Source organism: Roseibium denhamense (assembly GCF_009711415.1).
GTDB classification, from domain to species: domain Bacteria; phylum Pseudomonadota; class Alphaproteobacteria; order Rhizobiales; family Stappiaceae; genus Roseibium; species Roseibium denhamense.
In genome coordinates, this window is the sequence record NZ_SMLZ01000091.1 from 35,813 (window position 1) to 60,342 (window position 24,530).

Sequence of the window (24,530 nt, forward strand, 5' to 3'; positions counted from 1 at the left end):
TTACGCGAAATTGTAGTCTTCGCAGAGCATGTGGGCGAATTGGTTGTTGCGGCCCGTGAAGTCGGTGAGAAACTCGTGAAGACCTTGCTGGTAGATCTCACGCATCTCCATCTTGGAAAGGTCGGCGCAAATCTCCTTTGCCAGCTCAAGGCTCGGTTCGCTTGCCCCGTATATTGTGGCAAGATCATCGGCCGTATCAGCAATCCAATCATAGCAGTGTGATAATGAGCGCGGCATTTCCGTCCTGAGGATCAAAAACTCGGCGATATTGAAGGCTTTCAAACGGGCATCCGGATAAGCGAAACGGTAGCTGCGGCGCCCGGAAAGCGCTCTTAGGATTGCCGACCATTGGTACCGGTCAAGATTTCCGTCATCGACCACATCACTGTCGGGCAGTAGGACCCAATATTGAGTGTTCAATATACGGGCAGTGTTGTCGGCCCTTTCAACGAAATTACCCATCTGGCTGAAGCAATAGCCGTCATTCCGCAGGACGGTGTTCAACAATGCGCCGCGAAAAAGATGGGCCCTCTGATTGACCCAGGCAAGGAAATCCGGCAACCGGTCCGGCGTCACCGATTGAGGGGTGTGCTCACAGAAGTCGATCCATGTTGTGTTGATCGCTTCCCACAGTTCCGCCGTCAAGCTCGTGCGCACAGCGCGCGCGTTATTGCGGGCCAGCTCCAGGCTGTTGCGCACACTCGAAGGATTGTCCTTTGAGAACACCATGTAATTTGTAAGGTTGCGGGTGTTGAGTTCCTCATACTTCTGCCTGAAACCGTCCAGGCAGCCAGAGCAGGACAGTGCGAATTGCCAATGCGTGCCGTCGGCCTGCCCCGTGTGGGACATGATCGCCCCTCGATAGCCAACTTCCAGGAGGCGGGCGACGTTTTGAGCCCTTTCATGATACCGGGACATCCAAAACAATGAAGATGCAGTTCTTCCAAGCATAATCAGCCTTAATCCTCGAGCACCCAAGTGTCTTTTGTTCCGCCGCCCTGGCTGGAATTCACAACCAGCGAGCCTTTCTTGAGCGCCACGCGAGTGAGCCCTCCGGGGGTGATGCGCACCTGGTCACCAATCAGCACGAACGGCCGCAGATCGACGTGGCGGGGTGCAATCCCGGAGGCGACATGGGTCGGGCATGCAGACAAGGCCAGCGTCGGCTGGGCGATGTAGTTGCTCGGATTTGCTTCCAGAATTTTCTTGAACTCGGCGATTTCCCGTTTTGAGGCCGTGGGGCCGATCAGCATGCCGTAGCCGCCCGATCCGTGGACTTCCTTGACCACGATGTCTTCGAGATTATCGAGAACGTAAGCCAGATCATCGGTCCGGGAGCAGTTCCAGGTCGGCACGTTGTTCAAGATTGGCTTTTGGCCGGTATAGAACTCGATGATGTCCGGAACATAGGCATAGATCGCCTTGTCATCGGCAATACCGGTTCCAGGCGCATTGCAGATCGTCACGTTTCCTGCCCGGTAGGCATCGAACAGTCCCGGCACCCCAAGCATGCTGTCGGGATTGAAGGTAAGGGGATCCAGGAACGCGTCGTCAATGCGCCGGTAGATCACGTCGACCTGTTTGGGCTCGCGTGTCGTGCGCATGAACACCTTGCCGGAATCGACGAACAGATCCGGCCCCTCAACCAGCTCGACGCCCATGGAATCGGCGAGAAACGCATGTTCGAAATAGGCAGAGTTGTAGATGCCGGGCGTCATCACAACGATGGTCTGGTCAGACTTCGCCGGATCGGGTGTCACACTCTCCAGCGTCTGGCGGAGCAGTTCCGGGTACTGTTCGACAGCTGCGACTCGGTGAGTCTGAAAGAGCTCTGGAAACAGCCGCATCATCGTTTCGCGGTTCTCCATCATGTAGGAGACGCCGGAGGGGGTGCGGGTATTGTCTTCCAGCACGTAAAATTCGTCTGCCGACACCCGTACCAGATCAGTCCCGATGATGTGGGAATAGACTTTGCGCGCCGGAGTGAAGCCGACCATTTCCGGAAGGAACGCTTCGTTCTGCAGGATCAAATTCGCCGGGATCCGGCCAGCCCGCAATATCTCCTGCCGGTGATAAATGTCGTGCAGAAAAGCGTTGAGAGCCCGGACCCTTTGATCGATCCCTGCCGATAAGCGACGCCATTCGCTTGCTGAAATGATCCGTGGGATCGGATCGAACGGAATAAGGCGTTCGGTCGCTTCTTCCGCGCCATAAACGGCGAAAGTGATCCCGAGGCGCCGGAAGACCGTTTCCGCGTCCCGGCTTTTTTTGGTCAGGAAATTTGAGGGTTTGTCCTCAAGCCATTGGGAAAGCCTCGCATACATTTCCCGTGGTGCGCCGTTTTCGTCCAACATCTCGTTGAAGAAGGTACGCGTGTCTGACATTGCCCCCCCATTCTGCTTACCTTTTCTATCGATGCAAACATGGCAGGAGCTGAAAAACAACCCAAGGTCAATCTATTGGCGGTCCTCGCCAAAAAAATAGGCAATTTAGCCCCTAGATGTTTTGTTGCTAGAATTGGCTTGGCCGCAGCGTTGGCAGGATGCGGATCGCGCTGTCTTAACCGCTTTGTGTGCGGTGCTTCAACGGCCGTTGTGATCGGCGCGGGGCCATATGTTCAAAATCCCGGCACTGAAATGTAGTCCTATTTAACGGGGCAGGGCGCAGCGGCTCGGCATGCGTTCACCCTTGTGCTGACTTTCAGGATCCGCGCCTGCATGCTACCAGCACTAGAGAATATGTTTGGGAGGACCTTATGAAGGACGTTCTGGCCGAGTTGGAGCGCCGCCGGGAAACAGCGCGGCTTGGGGGCGGTCAACGCCGTATCGACGCACAGCATTCCAAAGGCAAGCTGACGGCACGCGAGCGCATCGAAGTGCTACTGGACGAGGGTTCTTTCGAAGAGTTCGACATGTTCAAGAAACACCGGTGCACCGACTTCGGCATGGATGAGCAGCATATTCCAGGTGACGGCGTCGTCACCGGCTGGGGAACCGTCAATGGCCGCACGGTCTATGTCTTTTCCAAGGACTTCACGGTTTTCGGCGGATCGCTTTCGGAGGCGCACGCGGAGAAAATCGTAAAACTGCAGGATATTGCGCTTCAGAACCGGGCGCCTGTCATCGGGTTGTTCGATGCGGGCGGTGCCAGAATTCAAGAAGGTGTCGCCGCGCTGGGCGGGTATGGCGAAGTCTTTACCCGGAACGTTCTGGCCTCGGGCGTCATTCCGCAAATTTCATTGATCATGGGCCCATGTGCGGGCGGCGATGTTTATTCGCCAGCCATGACCGATTTCATCTTCATGGTTCGCGATACCTCCTATATGTTCGTCACCGGTCCCGACGTTGTGAAAACGGTGACGAACGAAACGGTTACCGCCGAAGAACTTGGTGGTGCGTCGATCCACACCACAAAGTCATCCATTGCCGATGGCTCGTTTGAAAACGACGTCGAGGCGCTTCAGGAAATGCGCCGTCTGATCGACTTCCTGCCGATGAACAATCAGGCCGATATTCCGGAACTGACGCATTACGACGATCCGGAGCGTATCGACAACAGCCTGGACACGCTGATCCCGGATAATCCGAACAAGCCCTATGACATGATGGAGCTTGTCCTGAAAACCGTTGATGAGGGCAGTTTCTTCGAGATCCAGGGCCGGTTCGCCAAAAACATCATCACCGGTTTCGGACGCATTGAAGGCCGCACCGTCGGGGTGGTTGCGAACCAGCCGATGGTGCTGGCCGGTGTTTTGGACTCTGATGCCAGCCGGAAAGCCGCCCGGTTTGTCCGGTTTTGCGACTGCTTCAACATTCCGATTGTCACGCTTGTTGATGTTCCGGGCTTTCTTCCAGGCACCGCACAGGAATATGGCGGCCTGATCAAGCATGGCGCCAAGCTATTGTTTGCCTTTACCGAGGCAACAGTGCCGAAGGTTACCGTGATTACGCGCAAGGCCTATGGCGGTGCCTATGACGTGATGAGTTCCAAGCATATCCGCGGGGACATCAACTATGCCTGGCCAAGCGCGGAAATCGCCGTCATGGGCTCCAAAGGCGCGGTTGAAATCCTGTACCGGTCGGAACTTGGTGATCCGGAAATGATCCAGCGCCGCACCAAGGACTACGAAGACCGGTTTGCGAATCCCTTCGTCGCTGCCGAACGCGGCTATATCGATGATGTTATCATGCCGCACTCGACCCGCCGGCGGGTTGCCAAGGCCCTTGCATTGTTGCGTTCCAAGAAGGTCGAGACCCCTTGGAAAAAGCACGACAACATTCCCCTTTGAATGGGGCAGCGGGAGGGGTTAATCCCTCCCGAAAGGTCCAAAGGGAAACAGCGGTTCGCGGCATTCATAGGCCACCGGGCATTTTTTGACGTCACGGGTCGGACCGTATTGCGTGAAAAGCATCTCGCGCGAATCGCAATATCTGAGGTTCGAGACGAACTTCGAATAGGTGTATTGGCCTGTTGTGAACACGACCGCGCCGTGCTGACGGACCATCTCCTGAGCCGCAGCGCACGACATCTGTCGCAGATCGGGCCGGGCGGCAGCCGCTGACAAAGCTATGGCGGATGCACATGCCAGAGTGGTCAGAAAAAGAGCGGGTTTTCTCATGGGTGCCTTCCAAGCATTGAAACAATCACTTGGCTAATATTGCGCACAGTTTGCGGCAGCGCTGTGATTGGCGGCACATCAAAATGGATGATACGTGACGCGGCGGCATATAGGTTTAGCCGGATTGGTTCTTTTCCCAATCGGTCGGGCAAACGGGCCCGGGCAAGATCTCTTTGGCGCCCTTCAATGAAAAGCCCGCATATCGTTCATCGTGAAATTTGACCGCCATTGCCGTTGCAGATCTGAGCCGATGCCAGACATATCCAAAACTGTCGGCACAGGTGGCGCAGCCGCTGTCGATATATCCCTGATCATTGACCGGCAATTCTAGAATCTCGTTGTCCAGGATCAGCTTCAACCGGGTGTTGGGCGTGGGTTTGCGCCCCTCGATTTCAATATGGAAAACCGTTCCGTTGACTGCGCGCTGCGGATGGCACCACACCACGAAGTTGGAGCCCACATTGTTGGTGGTCCAATAGCGGGTGAAGCCGTCAATCTCTCCGCGGTTCCATTTCAGAATGGTTTCCGCCTGAGCAGATATCGGCAAAAACACGGCCGCATATACCAAAAACGCGATCGCCAACTTCATTTAAGTCTCCTGAACACTAGGCATTTCCTACAGGCAGCGAGTTAAAAATCGTCTAATTACATCAAATACGATGTTTTACCGGGAGTTGTGGTGCTTCGGGCTGTCCCGGCGCTCAGCCTTTGCGAGGGTCATCCATTGGATAAGTTGCGTGTGTCCGGTCCCCGGCCTAATACTCTGGGCTGAGGTGATTAGTTGGGTGGAGATAAATGTTCAAAAAAATCCTTGTCGCCAACCGGGGGGAAATCGCGTGCCGGGTCATCAAAACGGCAAAGCGAATGGGGATCCAGACGGTCGCGGTCTATTCCGACGCGGACCAGGATGCGCTTCATGTCGAAATGGCTGATGAAGCGGTTCATATCGGGCCTGCAGCAGCTGCGAGCTCCTATCTGATTGCCGAAAAGATCATTGCCGCCTGCAAGGAAACCGGGGCGGAAGCTGTGCATCCGGGCTACGGGTTTCTCTCCGAACGGGCCAGCTTTCCAAAAGCGCTTGCGGCTGAGGGGATTGTCTGGATCGGTCCCAACCCGCGCGCGATCGAGGCCATGGGCGACAAGATCGAATCCAAGAAATTCGCCAATGAAGCCAAGGTGAGCACGGTTCCAGGGCATCTCGGAGTGATCGAGACGCCGGACCAAGCCGTAGAGATCGCGGAAGACATTGGTTATCCGGTCATGATCAAGGCGTCGGCCGGCGGCGGCGGCAAGGGCATGCGCATTGCCTGGAACGCAGATGAGGTGAGGGATGGTTACACGCGATCGAAGTCAGAGGCGGCCTCCTCTTTCGGTGATGACCGCGTATTCATTGAGAAGTTCATCGAAAATCCCCGGCATATCGAAATACAGGTCCTTGGCGACAAGCACGGCAATGCGATCTACCTTGGAGAGCGTGAATGCTCCATCCAAAGGCGCAACCAAAAGGTTATCGAAGAGGCTCCGTCCCCGCTTCTTGATGAGGATACCCGCCGCAAGATGGGCGAACAGGCTGTCGCTCTTGCCAAGGCGGTAGACTACGACAGTGCCGGAACGGTGGAATTCGTTGCCGGGCAGGACAAGAGCTTCTTTTTCCTGGAGATGAATACCCGCTTGCAGGTGGAACATCCGGTCACCGAGCTCATAACCGGGGTCGACCTGGTCGAGCAGATGATCCGCGTTGCCTATGGCGAGAAGCTCCAGATGACGCAGGCTGATGTGAAGCTGAACGGCTGGTCCGTTGAAAGCCGCATCTATGCCGAAGACCCTTACCGGAACTTTCTTCCATCCATCGGCCGGTTGGTGCGGTATCAGCCACCGGAGGAAATGGCGTCTGGTGATGTCACCATTCGCAATGATACCGGCGTCGTGGAAGGATCGGAAATTTCGATGTTCTACGACCCGATGATTTCCAAACTGATCACCCACGCGCCAACACGGGAAGCCGCCATTGAAGCCATGAGCCAGGCGCTCGACGGCTATTATGTCGACGGTATTCAACACAATGTTCCGTTCCTGACCGCGCTCATGAACCATCCGCGCTGGCGGTCTGGGGAGCTGTCGACTAGCTTTATCGCCGACGAGTATCCGGACGGTTTCTTGCCGCCTGAGCCTGACGCCGGTGCCCATGCAACCCTTGCAGCTGTTGCCCTGTCGATGGGCGCCATCGAGCGGGAACGTCTTGACCATCTGCCCGGACGTTTGCGTGCGCATGGCGGCGACATACGTGAAGACTGGGTGGTGAAGCTCGACAAGAGCTATGTCCCGATCCGTCTTGCTGCCGGCTATCCCGGGACACCGATTGAAATTGATGTGGCACTCGGGGACGGCCCTATCCTGAACGTGGAGTCCGACTGGGCGCCGGGCGATAGCCTGTGGACGGGTAAGGTCGGCGACGACAACGTAACGGTTCAGGTCCGGCCGCTGACCGGTGGATACAGGCTGGATTGGCAGGGATACTCGGTTGTTGCGAAAGTGATGACGCCGAGAATTGCCGAGCTGGACCAATTGATGCCGGAGAAGCTGCCGCCGGATACATCCAAGATGCTGCTGTGCCCGATGCCTGGACTTGTGGTGTCCATCGCGGTCGAAGAAGGCCAGGAGATCAAGGCAGGCGAACAGCTTGCCGTTGTCGAAGCGATGAAAATGGAAAACGTGCTGCGCGCAGATCGCGACTGTACCGTTTCCGCCATCAAGGCCGCACCTGGCGACAGTTTGGCTGTCGACGCTGTGATAATGGAGTTTTCATAGAGCGGTTTGTCACATTTGCAGAGACATAGTAATGGTTGTGGTATCAGAACACCATTGATTGCAGGGCTCCATGCCTTTGGATATCGCTGAGCAGGCTGGGTCAGCTGCCGCGCCCCCAAGTGCTGTAGGTTACAAAGACTTCCTTGTGTTGGGCTTCTTGATTCTTCTTGTTGCCCTAACGCAGGTTGGCACACTTAATGCAGAAGTGTTGGACTGGGATGAGAGTTCCTTTGCACTTATGGCCCAAAGTGTATCCAGAGGAAATCTGCCATTTGTCGAGTTGTTTGATTTAAAGCCACCTGTGATGTTCTTTGCACTTGGTGCATGGATAACGTTATTCGGTGAAAGTCTGCTTGCAATCCGGCTATTTGGCGACCTTTGCCTGATTGTAATCGTCGTGTTCACCTACGGGACAGCAAGACGCCTCGTTTCTCCGGTCTATGCCGGTGTAGGTGCATTGCTTCTGGTTGTGTTGAGTGGATCATTTTTCGCCCAGCACACGCAAACCGAGCATCTTGCGATGGCCTTCTTAATGCCGGCCATATGGTTGCTCACTGGTAATAGGCCTGGTTTGTTCGCCTGCGTGCTTGCTGGCGCTCTCGTCGCTCTGGCGGTCCTAACACGTTCCAATCTGGCTCTTGTTCCGATAGCCATTGGACTTGTTCTGTTACTTGATATTCGAGCCAAGTCGCTTTCAGAAGTTGCGGCGAAACTTGCTTCTTATTGTCTTGGTGGTTTGTGCGTCCTGGGTCTGATCGTGGCCACGTATTGGGTGGGCGATGAACTGCCAACTCTGAAGTTGGCATTGATTGATGTGCCTTTGGCGTACTCGGGCCGTTCGGACGGTTCAGTCCTTAATACAATCCGGTTGCACGCAGTGTTCTGGGGCGGACGTATTTTGCATGATCCGCTTGTTTACGTTCCTGCAACGCTGCTTTTGGGAGGCATCACGCTTCTAGTCGCGCTTAAACCAATGAAGTTTATCCGGCTTGGCGAGCGCGCACCCAAGGTGATTCCGGTTGTTATTGCTGTGCTAGTGGCAATTGGAGTTTTGTTGGTGCTTGGTGGGGTAGCGTATCCGCACTACTGGAATCAATTGCTACCACTGTTCGGGGTACTGTTGGCGTGTGCATGCGCGCTAGTGAGACATTTTCGGATCGCGGTTTTGAGCGTAGGCACAGCATGCCTCGTGATGGTACTCGCAGTCGTGTCGCAAAAGTTGCCATCTGCGATTAGCGCCTTTCACAATTGGAAAGATGGTTCGTTCGACTACCCGATTTTAAAAGTTGCAAAAGCCATAGAAGCTGATTCAGAAGGTCCCCACAGTGTGTGGGCCTTAAACTACCATCTTGTTCACTTTTACCTAGGTGCACCGCTTCTCTCTAGAGGCCTAACCCATCCTGCGAATATATTTCCACCAAGCAGTATACACGATGCATTGTCCCTTGGTGGATACATTGACCGGGATGAGATCGGGCGCGTGATGGAGGCACAACCCAAGTATCTGGTTGTAAAGGACCTGCCGCCTTGGTACGCAAGTAAGAGTGATGGTGAAAGGTTGGTCCGCTGGGTGCAGGAAAACTACGTTCCCGTTGTCCAATACGAGGATGTAAAACTATATAAGCGCCGTTGACTGCTTCGGGTTTGTTTTCGAAAACGCGAGAAGCCGCGCCCATAAGACTGTTGAACGCCAAAGTTTCCCTCGACGTTCAACCAGCATAAATTGAATGCCTATTCAGCCCTTGCGATCATTGCTTCCAGGATCGGGTTGAACTTTTCAGGGTACTCCCAGAACATCATGTGCCCGCCAAAAACATGGACATCGCTGTTCGGCGTATGGGTGGCCAGATATGGCTCCGCGATGTCCGCCCAGTGTTCGGCCACGACAAAGACCGACGGCATCTTGGCATCAACCTCCTTGGCAATGTCCATATAGTTGCTGAAATTTCCCGATGCCCAGTAGGCGGCGGCGATCCAGGGGGGCGAATTGGTCGACTGGCCGACAATCCAGCGGGAGAGCTCTGGCGTGTACTCCTGGTCGATCATGAGTTCGTCGGCATACCAGTTGACGATGTCCCGGTGGCCTTGTGCAGTTTGCACAGCGTTATAAAGACCGGCGATGTCTTCAATACTGCCCTCGGTCCAGTCTCCTTCACCCGCGGTCATCGGCGTTGGCGAAAGATCGATGCACATATGTGCGGCGGCTGCCTCGGCTGACTTCAATTTGATGTATTCCCACGTGGCGAGGCAGCCGAATGACCACCCGACCAGAACCGGTTTTTCCGCCTCCAGATGCTCCAGCAGCTTCACCAGATCGGCTCCCTGCTGGGCGTAGGTGTTGCCCTCCAGTGTAACTGTTGAACGACCGTGACTGCGCGGGTCGAAGGTTATGACTTTATGGGTATTTGAAAACACATCGATCTGGTTTTCGAAGACTTCGGTGGTAAAGGTCCAGCCAGGCACGAACACCACCGGTTTCCCGGTTCCGTGAACCTCGTAATAAAGATCAACGCCCGGTTCGACTTCAAAATAGGCGCCGCCTGCGAATGCCGTGCCGCCGAGCAATATCGACAATATCCCCGCTGCGGGGATTTTTAGAAGATCATACGTCATGGACTTCTCCAATATGTCAGGAAAAGCTCCGGAGCCATGCACGCGCATTATAGGAAAAAATACAACCTATGCGAGTCTTTTTTGGGGTTTTGAAAAAATCCAGCATGTAATTCAATAGGTTGTATGGCGGTTGCAACCGCTCCTTGGAGTGTCCTCTCATGTGTGTTAGGCGTGCAAAATCACTTGTTTGCACTGGATGGCGCCTGACGATGTACACGACTGTTTTGTTCGACCTGGATGGGACTTTGACCGACCCATTCGAGGGGATTACGCGCTCGATCCAGCATGCCTTGAACAAAATGGGGGCGGAGGTGCCTCCAGCCGAAGACCTGCGCTGGTGTATCGGTCCGCCATTGTGGGACAGTTTCGAAGTCTTGATTGGAACGCAGGACCGGGACCTGCTCGATCAGGCGGTCGGTTACTACCGGGAACGCTACACGGTGACCGGTCTTTATGAGAACACGTTGATCGAGGGAATTCCGAAGCTTCTCAATGAGTTGGCCGGGACCAGCACAAACCTGTTTGTCTGCACGTCGAAACCGCATGCTTATGCGGGAAAAATCGTGGATCACTTTGGACTGAGCGGGCATTTTCAGAAGATCTATGGATCCGAGCTGGACGGCACACGGTCTGCGAAGGCCGATTTGATCGCGCATATTGTAAAAGAAGAAGGAATTGCTGCTGAAAATGCCGTCATGATCGGTGACCGCAAGCATGATTTGATCGGGGCAAATGCCAATGAAATGGCAGGGATCGGTGTTCTTTGGGGATATGGGGATAGTAAGGAGCTGTCAGAGGAAAAGCCGGTTTTCATAGCGCAGCATCCAGAAGACATCGCCCGATATCTCTTGGGGTAGGCGTAGATGACCGGAGGGGACGCATGTACTAAAATTCGCCACACCGCTTTTGCATGGCTCTCGCGATGATCTAAGGTTTCTCAGACACAACAGGAGACGATGCGATGACCACAGATCCGCTCGCTGTTCACATCCAGATAGAAGGGCGTGTTCAAGGCGTTGGATACCGGGCCTGGTGTGCGGACGAGGCTAAGGCGCGGGATCTGTCCGGCTGGGTGCGCAATCTTGCATCGGGGGGCGTCGAAGCGGTTTTCTGCGGTCCGGCCGATGATGTCACCGATATGCTGGATGTGATTTGGCACGGTCCGCGGTTTGCCCGCGTGACGGGCGTGAAGGAGTTTGATCGGCCACCGCCGATAACCGGACCGTTTCAGGTGCGCGACAGCGCCTGAGCCGGAACGATGGCTGGAGGCACCTCCGAAATCCACTTTATTAGGTGTATCAATTTTGCCCGCGAACATTGAATTGTCATGTAAATATCGCAATGATCATTTTCCTAATATGAATCAATCATTGCCGCTGGCGGGCCGCCGGTAGCACAATCCGGGAGACTGCTGGTGAAAATTGCGATTTTGGGTGGTGACGGTTTCGTCGGTTGGCCAACGTCCCTGCATTTGTCGGATCAAGGGCATGAGGTTCATATCATCGACAATTTGAGCCGTCGTTGGATTGATGCCGAACTCGGCGTTCAATCATTGACACCGATGGATTCCATCCAGGAGCGGACCCGGATATGGAAGCAGGAAACCGGCAATTCGATCCGGTTTCATCTGATCGACATTGCAGCAGAGTACGAGGTGTTTAAGGGATGGCTGGCTGAACACAGGCCGGATGCCATCATTCACTTTGCCGAGCAGCGCGCAGCGCCTTATTCGATGAAGTCCGACAGCCACAAGAATTACACGGTCAACAACAACACAAACGCAACGCATCACCTGCTGAATGCGATGGTTGCGCTTGATCTGGATGCCCACCTTATTCACTTGGGCACAATGGGTGTCTACGGGTATTCAAATGTGGGAGCGGCCATTCCCGAGGGCTATCTCAGTGTCGATGTGAAGACCCTGTCTGGCGAAAAGGCGGAACAGGAAATCCTGTATCCGGCCAATCCCGGGTCGATCTATCACATGACCAAGTGTCTCGATCAGCTTCTGTTCCAGTTTTACGCCAAGAATGACAGCCTGCGGATTACCGATCTGCATCAGGGAATTGTCTGGGGCACGCACACGGAGCAGACACGGCGGCACAAGCAGCTGATCAACCGCTTTGACTATGATGGCGATTACGGGACCGTTTTGAACCGCTTCCTCATTCAGGCAGCTGTCGACTATCCGCTGACCGTTCACGGCACTGGCGGGCAGACCCGGGCTTTCATTCATATTCAAGATTCGGTGCGGTGCATCGAACTCGCCTTGCAGAACCCGCCCAAGATGGGCGACCGCGTCAAGGTGTATAACCAGATGACCGAGACCCACCGGGTCAAGGATCTGGCGGAGCTGATCTCCAGGCTTACCGGCGCAAAGGTTGCCTATCTTCCCAACCCGCGCAAAGAGGCCGCGGAAAATGACCTTGTGGTTGAAAACAAGCAGTTCCTTGAGCTCGGCCTGAACCCGATTACCCTGGAGAGGGCTTGTTGAGCGAGGTGGTCGATGTCGCCAAGACCTACGCATACCGGATCGACAAGAGCCGGATTCCGGCTGTCTCAGCATGGACCAAAGAAATTGCCGCAGATGTGGAGCATGACCCCGAGCATCCGCGCTTGAAGTCGGTCTCCTAAGGGCGCGCTCATGTCCGGAAGTCCTGTCTTTGACCGTCCGGCGCAAAGCCGGACGGCGTATGTCACTCTGGTTACCAACCAGGATTATCTCATGGGCGCCTCCGCGTTGCTGCGCTCGTTACGGCAGACGCAGACAACGGCGGATCTCGTGGTGCTGGCAACGCCCGGCGTCGCGGCTGGTGACCTGCCGGAATTGGCGTCCGCCGGTGCCCGCATTGCAAAATGTGAACGGCTCGCCACCTCTGCACAGTTCAACGAACGGCATGAACGGGGCCGTTTGCACAAGGCTGCTCCCTTCACGAAAGGCGGAAAGCCTGTTTTTCACACGCCGCTTGATAACTTCGTCAAGCTGCGCCTGTGGCAACTGACCGAGTATGATAAAGTTGTCTTTATTGACGCCGATGCACTCGTCCTGAAGAACTGCGACCGGCTCTTTGACTATCCGGAATTCTGTGCCGCGCCGAATGTCTATGAAGGGCTTGGGGATTTTCACAGGCTCAACAGCGGCGTTTTTACAGCTACTCCGAGTGAGGCTACCTTTGCCGATATGATGCAGCGGCTGGATGAGCCGGACGTCTTCTGGCGGCGGACTGACCAGACTTTCCTTGAAACCTATTTTCCCGATTGGCACGGGCTGCCGGTCTTTTACAACATGCTGCAATATGTGTGGTTTAATCTTCCGGGCCTGTGGGATTGGGATCAGATCCACATTCTGCACTACCAGTATGAAAAACCGTGGCAAACCGGTCATGACAAGGCAGATCGCTTGCGTCCGCTCATCGAATTGTGGCAGGCCTGCTATGCGGGTGAAAACCTTGCCGATGTTCTTCGCCAGATGCCAAAGCCGCCTCTGGCTGGTGTGACGGGCGAGGCCAACGCATCTTCACGCGGGTAAGACGTTTGTCCCGCTTGCCAGTGTTATGCGAGGAGTGGACCGAACGATCCGATGGCCCAGATTGCCGTGACCGGCGCGACCGGACAAATTGGCCGCTTTCTTTGCGCACGCCTTCACCAGGATGGTCATGAACTGACTTTTCTGGGACGCAGCCGTCCGGAATTTGCCAAGGCCGGTGATACGTTTCAGGAATGGCATTTGTCGGATACCAGTGTCCGGCTTCGCGGCGCTGAAGCGCTCGTCCATTGCGCTCTGGCGCATCAACCCGGCAAGTACCGGGGCGGGGAGGGCGATGATCCGCACGGTTTCATAGATCTGAATGTGGACGGCACGCTCGCGCTCTTTAAGGCCGCTCGGGATGCCGGCGTCCGGCATACCGTGTTCCTGTCAAGCCGGGCGGTCTATACGCCCGTGGCCGATTGGGCCATCTTGAAAGAGGCTGCGGACACCAACCCCGATACGCTTTACGGTCAGGTGAAGCTGGCGGGCGAGCAAGCGCTCGCCATGACGTGTGAAACAAGTGACATGGCGGGAACTGCCTTGCGCGTCACAGGTGTCTATGGGTGCCCGCCGGGCATGTCTACGCACAAATGGTCGGAGCTGTTCGAAGCCTTTGAAAGGGGCGCTGCCATTTCCCCGCGCGTTGGTACGGAGGTCCATGGGGATGATCTTGCATCAGCGCTGGCGCTCGTTCTCGATAATCCGGTAAAGCAGGATGACCAGCCAATCAGCATTTACAACGTTTCCGACGTGATTGTGGACCGGCAGGACCTTCTGTCAGCCTACGCAAAGAAAACCGGCATTGAGATGGCCCTGCCGCCCCGCGCGCCGGGGCCGGTCGGGGTGTTGAGCCCGGCCAAACTGGCAGGTCTTGGATGGGTGCCGGGCGGCAAGGAGCGCCTGCAGCAATTCGTACAATCCTTGCCCGTGCTCTCACGAACCGGTTGAACAATGAGGTGCTTAAGTGCCGCTAAGCTGACGTTGTCGGGCCGAATATCTTTTCAAACTCCGCCCGAAGAACGCTGTCGTTTTCTGCCATGGTGACCGGAATGCCGAGGTCGACAAGGCTTGTCACGCCATGCTCGGTGACGCCGCAGGGCACGATGCCGGAAAAGTGGTCGAGATCGGGTTCCACATTGAAACTGATGCCATGGAAGGTGACCCACTTGCGCACCCGGATGCCGATTGCAGCGATCTTGTCTTCGGCCGTTGCCCCGCGGTCCGGCCGCCTGACCCAGACCCCAACGCGGTCTTCCCGGCGCTCGCCCCGGATGTGATAATGCCAGAGGGTATTGATGAGCCAGGCTTCCATGGCGGAAACGAAGGCACGGATATCCGGCTGTCTGCGTTTCAGATCGAGCATGACATAGGCGACCCGCTGACCGGGGCCATGATAGGTGTGCTGGCCCCCACGGCCGGTGCGATAGACCGGGAAGCGGTCCGGGGCGATCAAGTCAGAATCATCCGCACTTGTTCCGGCCGTATAAAGCGGGGGATGTTCCAACAGCCAGACCTGCTCATTTTTCGTGCCGTCGATGATTCCTTCCACATGTGCCGTCATTTCCGCGACGGCTTCCTCATAACCGACAAGTGTGTCCGTCACGACCCATTCCACGGGCTGATCATTGGATTTGGGCAGAAAACTGAAGGTGAGGGCGTCGCGATCGGCAGGTGACATGTGGATGACAGATCTTTGGTTTTTGAGCTGGCAGGCCGGGCCGTGATATGGTTAAGCGATGGCGTTTGTTGCGCCCTATGTAAGGATACATTGTTCCGATGGCCACCTTTGATGACATCAAGGTCGATATTTCCGTTGTGCTGGGCGAGAACGAAATGCCGGTTCACCAGTTGCTGCGCATGGGCCGCGGTGCGGTGATTGATCTTGATGTGTCCGAAGATGATGACGTTCGCATCTATGCGAACAACACGCTGGTCGCCAAGGGGCAGGTGGTTCTTCTGGGCGAGCGGATCGGCATATCAATCACGGAGGTCTTGATGCGGCCGCCGGAAATCCGGCCGATGCGCACCGACGGGCCGCTTTAAAGAGCGCCGGGAAGAGCATCTGGATGGGGCAGTTGCTGAAAAATGACGGCCTTGTGAATTATTGCGAAATGAGCCCTTGCGCCCCTAAAAGCCTTTTGCTACATGGAGCGCCTCGACGCTGAAGAGCGCGGGGAACGACTAAGCGGTCGTGGCGGAATTGGTAGACGCGCAGCGTTGAGGTCGCTGTGGGCTAACCCCCGTGGAAGTTCGAGTCTTCTCGACCGCACCATCGATCACACTACCAAGTGATTGAAAACAAAAGCGTCCTTCGGGGCGCTTTTTTTGTTTTTGCTGAGGGTTTGTCCATTTCAGCGGGATTTCCCTTTAGGTGGTTCGCAACACTTTATGTGCAGCAGCTATCCGCTTGCTGTTTCATTTGAGCTCACCGCCTCCGGCCCAGATTTCAAAGCACCGGACGTTTTTTCAGACGCTTAAAGCGGATCGAACGGACTCAAAAGCCATAGTCTTTGGTTCCGTCATTGAATGTGCCTGAGGAAATGCTGGCTGACTGTCCGGCTTGAACTGTGCCTGGTTTCAGAACCGCGGCGTAAACGCCGAAATCGAGATCAAACGCCTTGGAAACCTGCCGCAGCACCAGCGGTGCTTTGGGCAGGTCACCTTGTTCCATCGTGACCATGACACAGCGCTCGGTCTTATGCGTGATTTTCAGATGCGTCCCGCCGATGGAAAGGACCCGTCCAATGAGCGTATCGGAGGTCATGTGGGCCGGGGCGTCGAGAACAAGGTTCGGCCGGAACCGCCGGGCGTCTATGTCCATTTCAGGCAGCAATGCCTGCAATTTCGCCAGCTCCGAAGACAGCACGATGTGGATCGCGCCATCGTCAAAATGGGTTTCCCGGTTTTCCCGAACAATAGTGACTGCCTGGCCGAGATAGCCGGAGAGGCGCTGCGGCAAGTCAATGTCGTCGATGCCGTGAGCCGATCCGTCTGGAAAGCGGATTGATACGGCGCCGTCCCGGGTTTCGGCGCTGAGGGACAACAGCCCTTCGATTTTCTGGAATCGGCTTGTCGATTTGCCACTGCCGAGTTTGCCATTTGCATCCAGGACAGCGTATTGCCGGTCTCCCGAAATGCCTCGGGCCTCGACAAATGCGTGATCCAAAGCCTCGCCTTGCAGAGACTTGACCGGGTAACGCCACAGGGCCTGGAGTTTCATGTCATGAAGCCTCTGGTTTGTTGTTAATCTCTGCCCGGTTTGGCGAACACAAGTTCTCGCTGCTTCAGACGGTAAAATCCCGGTTTCACATCAGGTTGGAGGCGAAACCGGTGGCGCCTTTGAGGAGGGGAGCAACAGAAGGTCATTTCGCTTTCGCCGTCAATCACCCCGTAAGATTATTGCCTGTACGGCCGCCCGTTACCGTATTCTGCGCGATGGGCTTCTGCTTGAAAGCCATGTGTTGCTGTTTGGACCATGGAGGCTGGCTGCGGGCGCAGATATCCATCGAATAGAAATCTGACAGTGGCGGCGGTCCAGGCCAGGACAGGCAGGCGCATGCGCATCTGCAAATCCGCAAGCTCTTTGTCCGCCCGCGCCAATTCCGCAAGTTGCCGGCGGTTATAGCGGCCGACAGGATTGCCGAGGCCCGGGATTCGTGTCGAGAGGCGCGCAATGCCGGGGGCTTCTGCCCAATAGTCTGTGACAGGATCCATGGGACGCAAACCCGCCTCATCTGACCAGACTTCGACGAATGTAATTTCGCCGGCGTCGTTAAATGTGAATTCCTCGTAGATCGGAACATGGTCGCCCGCCCATTTGAAGTGAAACGTGACGCGGCACCGGCTGAAGGGCTGGGTCTTGAAGGCCTCGCAGGTCCGGTCCACCACTTCTGTTGGAAAGAAAATCAAAATCTTGTCGAGCGCCATCCAATGGTCTTTGTGCCCCGTCAAATAGAGCCAAGGCGGCCATTCCCAACGCAGAACGTAAGGCGCGTAACGCGGTTTGGATGTCCGTGAAGCGTAACTGTCGAGCGTGTCGAAATACCTGTAGCCCTCGGCCTTGTAATACTCTGCCGTAAACTGTGGCTCCAGGTCGGTGGAGTATAAAACCCTTTCCCCAGTGGGGTGGGCCGCCGGAGCGGCGGTAGACATCATAAACCAGAGACGAGCGGCAAATCCGGTTGCAGTGATTAAGAGTGTTTCTCCTTGTCGTTAATTTTAAGCTTCGACTGCTGTTTCTCGTGTTGTGTATGCTGGCCCTGCAAAATCAAAAAAAGCTCAACTGCGAGGTTCTTCTTTTGCTTGGCGATGAGCGCCGAAAACGCGCCGTCTACAAAATTAACCAGCGCGTCACTAAGACTAATAGGGTGACCTTCACTCAGCGGTCTATCACCAACATAGTAAATCGTGTCTGACATCACATCACATTTGAGATTGCAAGCATAATGCAAAACATAATAAATATTCCCGCAAGAATATAATTCGCTTTAGCTGTTTTCCTGAATATCTGAACCATTATATCTGGTGTTTCCGGATTAAGCACATCGGGAATTGCGAGGCCCCTAAAATTTACAGTGTGATATTTTCTTTCTGGATCAATTTTCCGAAACAAATAAGACCTATAATGAACTATAAGAAGGCTATAAACCTGCCATATTATTATGTAGGCAAATAACAGGTCTTCAATCACATACATTGGAAACCGCGTTCAGTCTGTTACTTGTTCACTCGACGTATATCGAGCTCGATCACACTGGTAGGAACATCCAGAAAAGCATTTATAAAACGCCTCAAAATGCAGAATCATCATAGTTTGTCGAGGGGCTTTACGTCAGCATGCTTTGGCCCAATCTGCACCCAAAGGATGTAAACAATATACTTCTATTTCAACGAGAAAATCATTCGGCACTCGACTGATCAAGATTTTGTTAGCCAACCCCCATTGTTGAAACGTGTTTGGCAGATGAAGGGTTGACGTAGAGACTGGAAGAGGATTGTCCCCACTCAGCGGTCGGATACCAGATTCCGATTACACTGCATAATCCGGGTGGCAACTCCAGCCCGTCACAAAGATAGAATGGACCTAGGACATTAGGTGAAGATGGTCTCGCAAAGTTTCAGACATGGTGACACGCTCTGTAGCCCATTTTTCCCGGAATGCCCTTTGTTGTCTCAGGGGTCTTGAAACCATGCGGTTATCCATTCCCGCCGGACTGTTATTTATGCTGCTGGGACTGGCCGGTCCCACGAACGGCCTGGAGCTGGGCACTTTGCCCGCCAAAACGTGTCAGCAGCTCTGGTACATGGAGCAGGAAGTCCTGGTGGAAGGGCGTGTGTGCCTGCAAACGGAACGGGCAAAACGGGCTTTCAGGTCCGCGCCGCCCTGCATTTCGGCTGAAGAAAGAATACTGCCCGCTGAACTGAAAAAGGACCTTCTTGCTATCCGGCAGGCTGCCGCAAACAAAACCTGCTTTCGGAACTGACGGACAGGCAGCCTTTTGTTGGTGCCCGCTTTTTCAGGTGGCGCTTTTGGTTGCCAGACGATAGTTCTGAGGCAGACGTAATGGGCGGCGCGGGCGCGTTTGCCGGGACTTAAGGACGGAGGGCGGATGAGCGAAGCTGCTGAGCTGGAGATCATGGCCCCGGAAGCTGCGGCCATTCCCGTCCGGGACGAGGACGAACGTCTGAATCGCGCGTTCATTGAAGCGATCGAAGCAGCAATTGCCGACGAAGATCAGCCCAAGCTAAGTGAGCTGGCCGCAAATCTTCACGAAGCCGATACCGGCGACTTGCTGGAAACGCTTGATGCAGAAGAGCGTGCAGCCTTTATCAGACTGCTTGGCAACGACTTCGACTACACTGCTCTCACGGAAACCGACGAAGCGGTCCGCCTGCAGGTTCTGGAAGACTTGCCCAACGAGGTCATTGCGGAAGGCCTTGGCGACCTTGATTCGGACGATGCGGTCTACATCCTCGAGGACCTCGATGAAGAGGACCAGGCGGCGATCCTTGAGGAATTGCCGTATGCGGATCGTGCGCAGCTCAAGAAGGCGCTCGATTACCCGGAAGAAAGCGCGGGCCGGCGGATGCAGAGCGAGTTTATCGCGGTCGCTCCGTTTTGGACCGTCGGGCAAACCATCGACTACATGCGCGAAGCCCGTGATCTTCCTGATGATTTTTATGAAATCTATGTCGTCGACCCCACCTTCAAGCTGCTGGGATCCGTCCATCTTGACAAGATCCTGCGTACCAAGAGGGACCGCAAGGTCACCTCGATCATGTCAGAACGGCTTGATGCTGTAGAGGCGACGGAAGATCAGGAGGAGGTTGCACGCCGGTTCGAGCGGTACAATCTTGTTTCTTCTGCGGTCGTTGACGAAAATGATCGGCTTGTCGGCGTTCTCACTGTCGATGATATCGTCGACGTCATCCAGGAGGAGGCGGAGGAAGATCTGCGTGCACTTGCCGGGGTGGGTGACGAGGAGATTTCCGACAGCGTAATGACCATCGCCCGCTCCCGTTTTGTATGGCTTGTCGTAAATCTCGGGACGGCCGTTCTGGCGTCCGTCGTCATTGCGCTGTTCGATGAAACCATCGAAGCGATGGTTGCCCTTGCGGTTCTCATGCCGATTGTGGCGTCCATGGGCGGCAATGCTGGGACGCAAACGATGACCGTAGCGGTTCGGGGCATCGCGACCCAGGAACTTTCCGCGCGCAACATGGTTCGGGTTCTCAACCGCGAAGTGCTCGTCAGCATGCTGAACGGAGTGGCCTTGGCTTTTTTGATCGGCATAACGGCCTGGATCTGGTTTCAAAGCCCCGGGCTAGGCGTCGTCATTGGCGCGGCAATCATCATCAACATGTTGTTTGCCGGGCTTTCCGGGCTGCTTATTCCGATCATTCTCGACAAGTTCAACGTGGACCCGGCCATTGCCTCGAGCGTGTTTGTCACAACCGTGACCGATGTGGTGGGCTTTTTTGCCTTCCTCGGAATCGCGGCGCTTTGGTTTGGGTTGCCCTTTTAGGCCTGAAAGTCATGTTGGAAAGGCTGCCCCTTGACAGCGCAGGTCATCGCCAGGTTCAGCACTTGATGGCCGTGGCGGGGAGCTTAGACCATCGGGTGTTTCGTTCGAAACGCCCAAAGCTGATCTAGGTGCTTTCCACTGCGCGCAAGTTGTCCCGAAGCCGCATGATCTTTGTCTGAAGCTCCAACACTTCCTCAAGCCCCAAACCCGTCGACGAGAACACGCATTGACTGAAGTGTTCGGTCTTCTTTTGAAGGCTCCGCCCTTTGCGTGTGAGTTTCAAAATAACCTGGCGCTCATCCTTTGCCGACCGGGTACGCGTCAAAAGACCCATTGCCTCCAAGCGCTTCAACAAAGGTGTCAAAGTGTTGGTATCAAGCTGCAGTTTTGATGTGATTGCGCCGACCGGCACATTGTTTTTCTCCCACAAAACCGTCATGGCAAGAAATTGCGGATAGGTCAGGCCGATTTCCTTCAGAAGGCCTTTATAGACCCCGTGCATGGCGTGGTTGGCCGAATAAAGAGCGAAACAGAGATACTTGTCGAGCGGGAGAGCCTCCGGTGCACCGGCCCCACGGTCTTCCGGGGCGCCAGTCACGGTAGCGCCGCTTGAGGCGTGTACAGGCGGCTCAATCCCTTGTTTTTCGGCCCGCTGCTTTTCCGCCCCCTGTTTTTCTGCGGTGTTCTGATCAGCGCTTTGGTCATCTGAATCAGAAGAGACCGGGGTTCCCGTATCCTTGTTTGCCGGGGTCGCAATGCCGGCGGGCAGGTCCGCGCCGCCGTCTGCCGCAGCGGCCTCGTTCGGTTTTTGTTTTCTGGTCTTTTTGGGTTTTTCGGCTGCTTCGGGCTCGGAAAAACCGATGGCGTCCAAAAGGGACATCTGGTTCGTCGTATCGCTCATGAGCTCCTTATAAATCGCGCGCGATATGATCGCAACGGCTTGACCGTCACCGGGTGTGGGTATATGTGAGTAAAATATATCGTGCACGATATAAAATCTGCTTATGCAGAATTAAGTTTGAATATTTACAGAGACCTACAGGAGATCAGTGATGGCTGTTGATGTGCTTTACGAGACAAAGGCGAAGGCGACAGGTGGCCGCGACGGGGCCGCGGAAACCCTCAGCGGCAGCTTCAAGGTGCAGCTGTCCACGCCGAAGGAACTTGGTGGAGCGGGCGGTGCCGGTAACAATCCGGAAGAGCTTTTCGCTGCCGGTTATGCCGCCTGTTTTATCGGTGCGCTGAAATTTGTCGGCGGGCAGGAAAAAATCGCCATTCCGGCAGATACGTCAATTGTGTCTACCGTTGGCATCGGTCCGCGCTCAGAAGGCGGCTTTGGCTTGGAAGTTGCTCTGGACGTGTCCTTGCCCGGTCTGGATAAGTCCGAGGCCGAGGCACTGGTCGCCAAGGCACATGAAGTGTGTCCGTACTCCAACGCGACACGTGGCAACATCGACGTCAAGCTGACCGTCGCCTGATTTTCTCCCGAAGTGATAAGATGCGGCGTCACCGGCAACGGTGGCGTTGTCTATGGTTTGACCTAGCATTCTTGGCCTGCCTGAAGGGGGGAAAGAACATGACACCGAAACTGGACGGCATCCTCGAAACTGCGGTCTATGTAGACGACATGGGCGCGGCGCATGCTTTCTACGAGGGGCTTTTAGGGTTGAAGCGGATGGTCAAGGGCGACCGGTTATACGCTTATGACGTCGGACCGGGCGCTGCCTTGCTGGTTTTTCATCGGGGGCACACGGGCGAGGATGTCGCAACACCAGGTGGCATCGTGCCGGGTCATGACACCACCGGGCCAAGTCATTTCGCTTTCCGGATCAGCGCCGACATGGTGCAGCCTTGGCGGTCGCATCTGACTGCAAACAATATCGAAATCATCAGCGAGGTCACTTGGCCGGCCGGCGGTGTCAGCCTTTATTTCAAGGATCCTGACGGCAATGTCCTTGAAGTTGCAGCGCCGCCCAACTGGCCAAATTTTCAATCGTGAATTTTTAGTGTTTTTGCGGCAGATTACCGCCGGATGGAACACATTGGGTGGTGGGGATGAGATTCCTTCAGGCGCTGTTGCGCTTACTGTTTTATGTTGCCGTTGGATGTGTGATTGCCATTGGCGGGGCGGCTTATTTTTTCATGACCTGGGAACCTGATCGCGACGATTTTCCTATCCGGGGCATAGACGTTTCTCATCACCAGGGTTTGATCGAGTGGGATCAGGTCGCGGGCGATGATGTCGCTTTTGCCTATATCAAGGCAAGTGAAGGCGGGGACTTCAAGGACAGTGCGTTTGAGCGAAACTGGTCGTCAGCCGGATCGGCAGGCCTTGCGCGCGGCGCCTATCATTTTTTCAGCCTGTGCAAGGATGGCGTTTCCCAGGCCCGAAACTTCATTGACCAGTTGCCGGATGATGCCGACATGCTGGCGCCCGCCGTCGATCTTGAATTCGAGGGCAATTGCCCCCGGCGGCCGGCGGTTGCCGAGGTTCTTCAGGAAATCAGCCAGTTTACGGCGCTGGTGGAGCAAGCCACCGGCAAACGGGTGGTTTTTTATGCGCCCGAGGATTTTTACGCGCAGTATCTTAAAGGGCAGGGGTTAAACCGGCGTTTGTGGGTCCGGTCCATCTGGCATTCCCCGGTTTATACCGATCAATGGGTGCTCTGGCAGTATCACCAGCGCGGGACCGTGAAAGGCATCACAGGTGATGTTGATCTAAATGTCCTCGAAGGGGAGCTTTCCATCGTCGACTTGAAGTCGTAATATGCTGTTATAAAAACAAAAAATCTTTCGTATTGACTTTAACGTAAAAAGGCTGAAGTCTGCCGCCAAAGGATTGGGGCATGCAACGCTATTTTACCATCACCCAGCTGACGCAGGAATTCGACATCACCACACGCACCTTGCGGTTTTACGAGGCGCAGGGGCTGGTGACACCCCAACGCCGTGGACGCCAGCGTCTTTACACGCCGGGTGACCGCACGCGCATCAAACTGATTTTGCGCGGCAAGCGGCTCGGCTTTTCGCTGGCGGAGATCAAGGAAATGATCGCGATGTATGGCAGCGCACCCGGGGAGGCGGGCCAGCTGCGCCTTCTCATGCAGAAGATTGATGCGCGCCGTGCGGAGCTTCTTGAAAAACAGCGCGATATTGAGCTGACCCTTCTGGAACTTGATGATGTGGAAGCAGGCGCAAAGAAACGCATGTCCGAACTGCAGGTTCGCGAAGACACGGGGACGCCGTAATGGAGCTGAAGCCTCGGGATCCGGATTGGGAAGTGCGCGTTAGGACAAGCTTTAACGCGCAGAACTTCATGACACATCTGGGCGCTGAACTGGTCCATCTGGCGCCGGGCGCAGTGGATATTGAGCTGAAGATGCAGGACACGCTGACACAGCAGCATGGGTTCTTTCATGCCGGTGCCACATCTTCTGTTGCCGACAGCGCCGCCGGCTATGCCGCACTCAGTCTATTCGCGGCAAGTACGGGCGTTCTTACCAGCGAGTACAAGATCAACCTGCTCAATCCGGCCAGGCAGCCCGTCCTGATCGCCAGGGGGCGTGTGGTGAAGCCAGGCAGGACGCTGACCATCGCCAAATCGGATGTCATTGGAGTGGAAGATGGAGCTGAAGTGCATGTCGCCACAGGCCTGTTCACATTGGTCAGCGTCCCGGGCATGAAGGATTGACAATGAACGAACTCATCATCCGGCCGCTCGAGCGCGCGGACAAGTCCGCATGGCTAGTGCTCTGGCAGGCCTATCTGGCGTTCTATGAGCAGGCCCTTTCGGACGACGTGATCGAGGGCGTGTTCGAGCGTTTTCTTGGAGACGAATTTCACGACGCGCTGGTTGCCGAACAAGACGGCAAGCTGGTCGGGTTCGTACATTTCCTCAAACACGCGTCCACCTGGTCGCTCAATCCGACCTGCTACC

The 24,530-nt window shown here is 55.3% G+C and carries 25 protein-coding genes, 1 tRNA gene and 1 pseudogene; 17 read left to right on the forward strand and 10 right to left on the reverse strand.

Annotation, left to right across the window (positions count from 1 at the left end; genetic code table 11):
• Positions 1-951 (reverse strand): alpha-E domain-containing protein, encoded by a 951-nt coding sequence (locus E1180_RS04175; RefSeq protein ID WP_155189824.1) that lies wholly within the window; start codon positions 949-951, stop codon positions 1-3.
• 8 nt (positions 952-959) lie between these two features.
• Entirely contained in the window at positions 960-2,324 is a 1,365-nt protein-coding gene (locus E1180_RS04180; RefSeq protein ID WP_425280891.1) for a circularly permuted type 2 ATP-grasp protein, read from the reverse strand.
• A gap of 431 nt (positions 2,325-2,755) precedes the next feature.
• Here E1180_RS04180 and E1180_RS04185 point away from each other — a divergent pair, with 431 nt between their 5' ends.
• Positions 2,756-4,288: an acyl-CoA carboxylase subunit beta gene (locus E1180_RS04185; protein ID WP_155189826.1), complete on the forward strand. Its 1,533-nt coding sequence runs from the start codon at positions 2,756-2,758 to the stop codon at positions 4,286-4,288.
• An 18-nt stretch (positions 4,289-4,306) separates the two neighbouring features.
• Here E1180_RS04185 and E1180_RS04190 read toward each other — a convergent pair whose 3' ends face one another.
• Both E1180_RS04190 and E1180_RS04195 read right to left on the reverse strand, forming a co-directional pair.
• Complete coding sequence (locus E1180_RS04190; RefSeq protein ID WP_155189827.1) at positions 4,307-4,618, reverse strand: hypothetical protein; 312 nt, start codon at positions 4,616-4,618, stop codon at positions 4,307-4,309.
• Positions 4,619-4,733: 115 nt separating this feature from the next.
• Positions 4,734-5,207: a hypothetical protein gene (locus E1180_RS04195; RefSeq protein WP_155189828.1), complete on the reverse strand. Its 474-nt coding sequence runs from the start codon at positions 5,205-5,207 to the stop codon at positions 4,734-4,736.
• A 206-nt stretch (positions 5,208-5,413) separates the two neighbouring features.
• Between E1180_RS04195 and E1180_RS04200 the strand changes: the two genes are divergently transcribed.
• The gene (locus tag E1180_RS04200) at positions 5,414-7,426 is read left to right on the forward strand and encodes an acetyl-CoA carboxylase biotin carboxylase subunit (RefSeq protein WP_155189829.1); all 2,013 of its coding nucleotides are present in this window, start codon (positions 5,414-5,416) and stop codon (positions 7,424-7,426) included.
• A 70-nt stretch (positions 7,427-7,496) separates the two neighbouring features.
• The gene (locus E1180_RS04205; protein ID WP_155189830.1) at positions 7,497-9,059 is read left to right on the forward strand and encodes an ArnT family glycosyltransferase; all 1,563 of its coding nucleotides are present in this window, start codon (positions 7,497-7,499) and stop codon (positions 9,057-9,059) included.
• A 98-nt stretch (positions 9,060-9,157) separates the two neighbouring features.
• Here the strand turns inward: E1180_RS04205 and E1180_RS04210 are convergent, their stop codons facing one another.
• On the reverse strand, positions 9,158-10,039 hold the full coding sequence (locus E1180_RS04210; RefSeq protein WP_196220520.1) for an alpha/beta fold hydrolase: 882 nt from the start codon (positions 10,037-10,039) through the stop codon (positions 9,158-9,160).
• 209 nt (positions 10,040-10,248) lie between these two features.
• On the opposite strand from E1180_RS04210, the gene E1180_RS04215 reads away from it, so the two are divergent.
• The 5 genes and pseudogenes from E1180_RS04215 to E1180_RS04235 all read left to right on the forward strand — a co-directional run bounded on the left by E1180_RS04215 (position 10,249) and on the right by E1180_RS04235 (position 14,516).
• Positions 10,249-10,896, forward strand: a complete 648-nt coding sequence (locus E1180_RS04215; protein WP_155189832.1) for an HAD family hydrolase — start codon at positions 10,249-10,251, stop codon at positions 10,894-10,896.
• A 104-nt stretch (positions 10,897-11,000) separates the two neighbouring features.
• Positions 11,001-11,288 carry an acylphosphatase gene (locus E1180_RS04220; protein ID WP_155189833.1) on the forward strand — a complete coding sequence of 96 codons (288 nt, stop codon included), beginning with the start codon at positions 11,001-11,003 and terminating at the stop codon, positions 11,286-11,288.
• A 165-nt stretch (positions 11,289-11,453) separates the two neighbouring features.
• Positions 11,454-12,673, forward strand: a pseudogene (locus E1180_RS04225) (NAD-dependent epimerase/dehydratase family protein).
• Between the two features lie 10 nt (positions 12,674-12,683).
• Positions 12,684-13,568, forward strand: a complete 885-nt coding sequence (locus tag E1180_RS04230) for a glycosyltransferase (RefSeq protein WP_155189834.1) — start codon at positions 12,684-12,686, stop codon at positions 13,566-13,568.
• 51 nt (positions 13,569-13,619) lie between these two features.
• Positions 13,620-14,516 (forward strand): NAD-dependent epimerase/dehydratase family protein, encoded by an 897-nt coding sequence (locus tag E1180_RS04235; RefSeq protein WP_155189835.1) that lies wholly within the window; start codon positions 13,620-13,622, stop codon positions 14,514-14,516.
• A 22-nt stretch (positions 14,517-14,538) separates the two neighbouring features.
• Here the strand turns inward: E1180_RS04235 and lipB are convergent, their stop codons facing one another.
• Positions 14,539-15,246 carry a lipoyl(octanoyl) transferase LipB gene (lipB, locus tag E1180_RS04240; protein WP_155189836.1) on the reverse strand — a complete coding sequence of 236 codons (708 nt, stop codon included), beginning with the start codon at positions 15,244-15,246 and terminating at the stop codon, positions 14,539-14,541.
• 98 nt (positions 15,247-15,344) lie between these two features.
• On the opposite strand from lipB, the gene E1180_RS04245 reads away from it, so the two are divergent.
• Positions 15,345-15,611, forward strand: coding sequence for a FliM/FliN family flagellar motor switch protein (locus tag E1180_RS04245; protein WP_155189837.1), 267 nt, complete (start codon positions 15,345-15,347; stop codon positions 15,609-15,611).
• Between the two features lie 142 nt (positions 15,612-15,753).
• Positions 15,754-15,840: transfer RNA gene (locus tag E1180_RS04250), tRNA-Leu, on the forward strand.
• Positions 15,841-16,062: 222 nt separating this feature from the next.
• Here E1180_RS04250 and E1180_RS04255 read toward each other — a convergent pair.
• From E1180_RS04255 to E1180_RS04265, 3 genes are all read right to left on the reverse strand, one after another.
• Positions 16,063-16,788 carry an MOSC domain-containing protein gene (locus tag E1180_RS04255; RefSeq protein ID WP_155189838.1) on the reverse strand — a complete coding sequence of 242 codons (726 nt, stop codon included), beginning with the start codon at positions 16,786-16,788 and terminating at the stop codon, positions 16,063-16,065.
• Between the two features lie 176 nt (positions 16,789-16,964).
• Positions 16,965-17,723 (reverse strand): hypothetical protein, encoded by a 759-nt coding sequence (locus E1180_RS04260; protein ID WP_155189839.1) that lies wholly within the window; start codon positions 17,721-17,723, stop codon positions 16,965-16,967.
• 35 nt (positions 17,724-17,758) lie between these two features.
• Positions 17,759-17,986 (reverse strand): hypothetical protein, encoded by a 228-nt coding sequence (locus E1180_RS04265; RefSeq protein WP_155189840.1) that lies wholly within the window; start codon positions 17,984-17,986, stop codon positions 17,759-17,761.
• Positions 17,987-19,177: 1,191 nt separating this feature from the next.
• Between E1180_RS04265 and mgtE the strand changes: the two genes are divergently transcribed.
• On the forward strand, positions 19,178-20,593 hold the full coding sequence (mgtE, locus tag E1180_RS04270) for a magnesium transporter (RefSeq protein WP_155189841.1): 1,416 nt from the start codon (positions 19,178-19,180) through the stop codon (positions 20,591-20,593).
• Positions 20,594-20,717: 124 nt separating this feature from the next.
• Here mgtE and E1180_RS22355 read toward each other — a convergent pair whose 3' ends face one another.
• Complete coding sequence (locus E1180_RS22355) at positions 20,718-21,494, reverse strand: MarR family winged helix-turn-helix transcriptional regulator (protein ID WP_155189842.1); 777 nt, start codon at positions 21,492-21,494, stop codon at positions 20,718-20,720.
• Between the two features lie 151 nt (positions 21,495-21,645).
• On the opposite strand from E1180_RS22355, the gene E1180_RS04280 reads away from it, so the two are divergent.
• The 6 genes from E1180_RS04280 to E1180_RS04305 all read left to right on the forward strand — a co-directional run.
• On the forward strand, positions 21,646-22,071 hold the full coding sequence (locus tag E1180_RS04280) for an organic hydroperoxide resistance protein (RefSeq protein WP_155189843.1): 426 nt from the start codon (positions 21,646-21,648) through the stop codon (positions 22,069-22,071).
• Between the two features lie 98 nt (positions 22,072-22,169).
• Positions 22,170-22,592 carry a VOC family protein gene (locus E1180_RS04285; RefSeq protein ID WP_155189844.1) on the forward strand — a complete coding sequence of 141 codons (423 nt, stop codon included), beginning with the start codon at positions 22,170-22,172 and terminating at the stop codon, positions 22,590-22,592.
• 56 nt (positions 22,593-22,648) lie between these two features.
• Positions 22,649-23,359, forward strand: a complete 711-nt coding sequence (locus tag E1180_RS04290; protein ID WP_155189845.1) for a glycoside hydrolase family 25 protein — start codon at positions 22,649-22,651, stop codon at positions 23,357-23,359.
• A gap of 80 nt (positions 23,360-23,439) precedes the next feature.
• On the forward strand, positions 23,440-23,841 hold the full coding sequence (locus tag E1180_RS04295; protein WP_155189846.1) for a MerR family transcriptional regulator: 402 nt from the start codon (positions 23,440-23,442) through the stop codon (positions 23,839-23,841).
• Entirely contained in the window at positions 23,841-24,284 is a 444-nt protein-coding gene (locus E1180_RS04300) for a PaaI family thioesterase (protein WP_155189847.1), read from the forward strand. The genes E1180_RS04295 and E1180_RS04300 overlap by 1 nt, the downstream gene beginning before the upstream one ends.
• A gap of 2 nt (positions 24,285-24,286) precedes the next feature.
• The coding region (locus tag E1180_RS04305; RefSeq protein WP_482822445.1) for a GNAT family N-acetyltransferase at positions 24,287-24,530 on the forward strand (244 nt) is incomplete at its 3' end.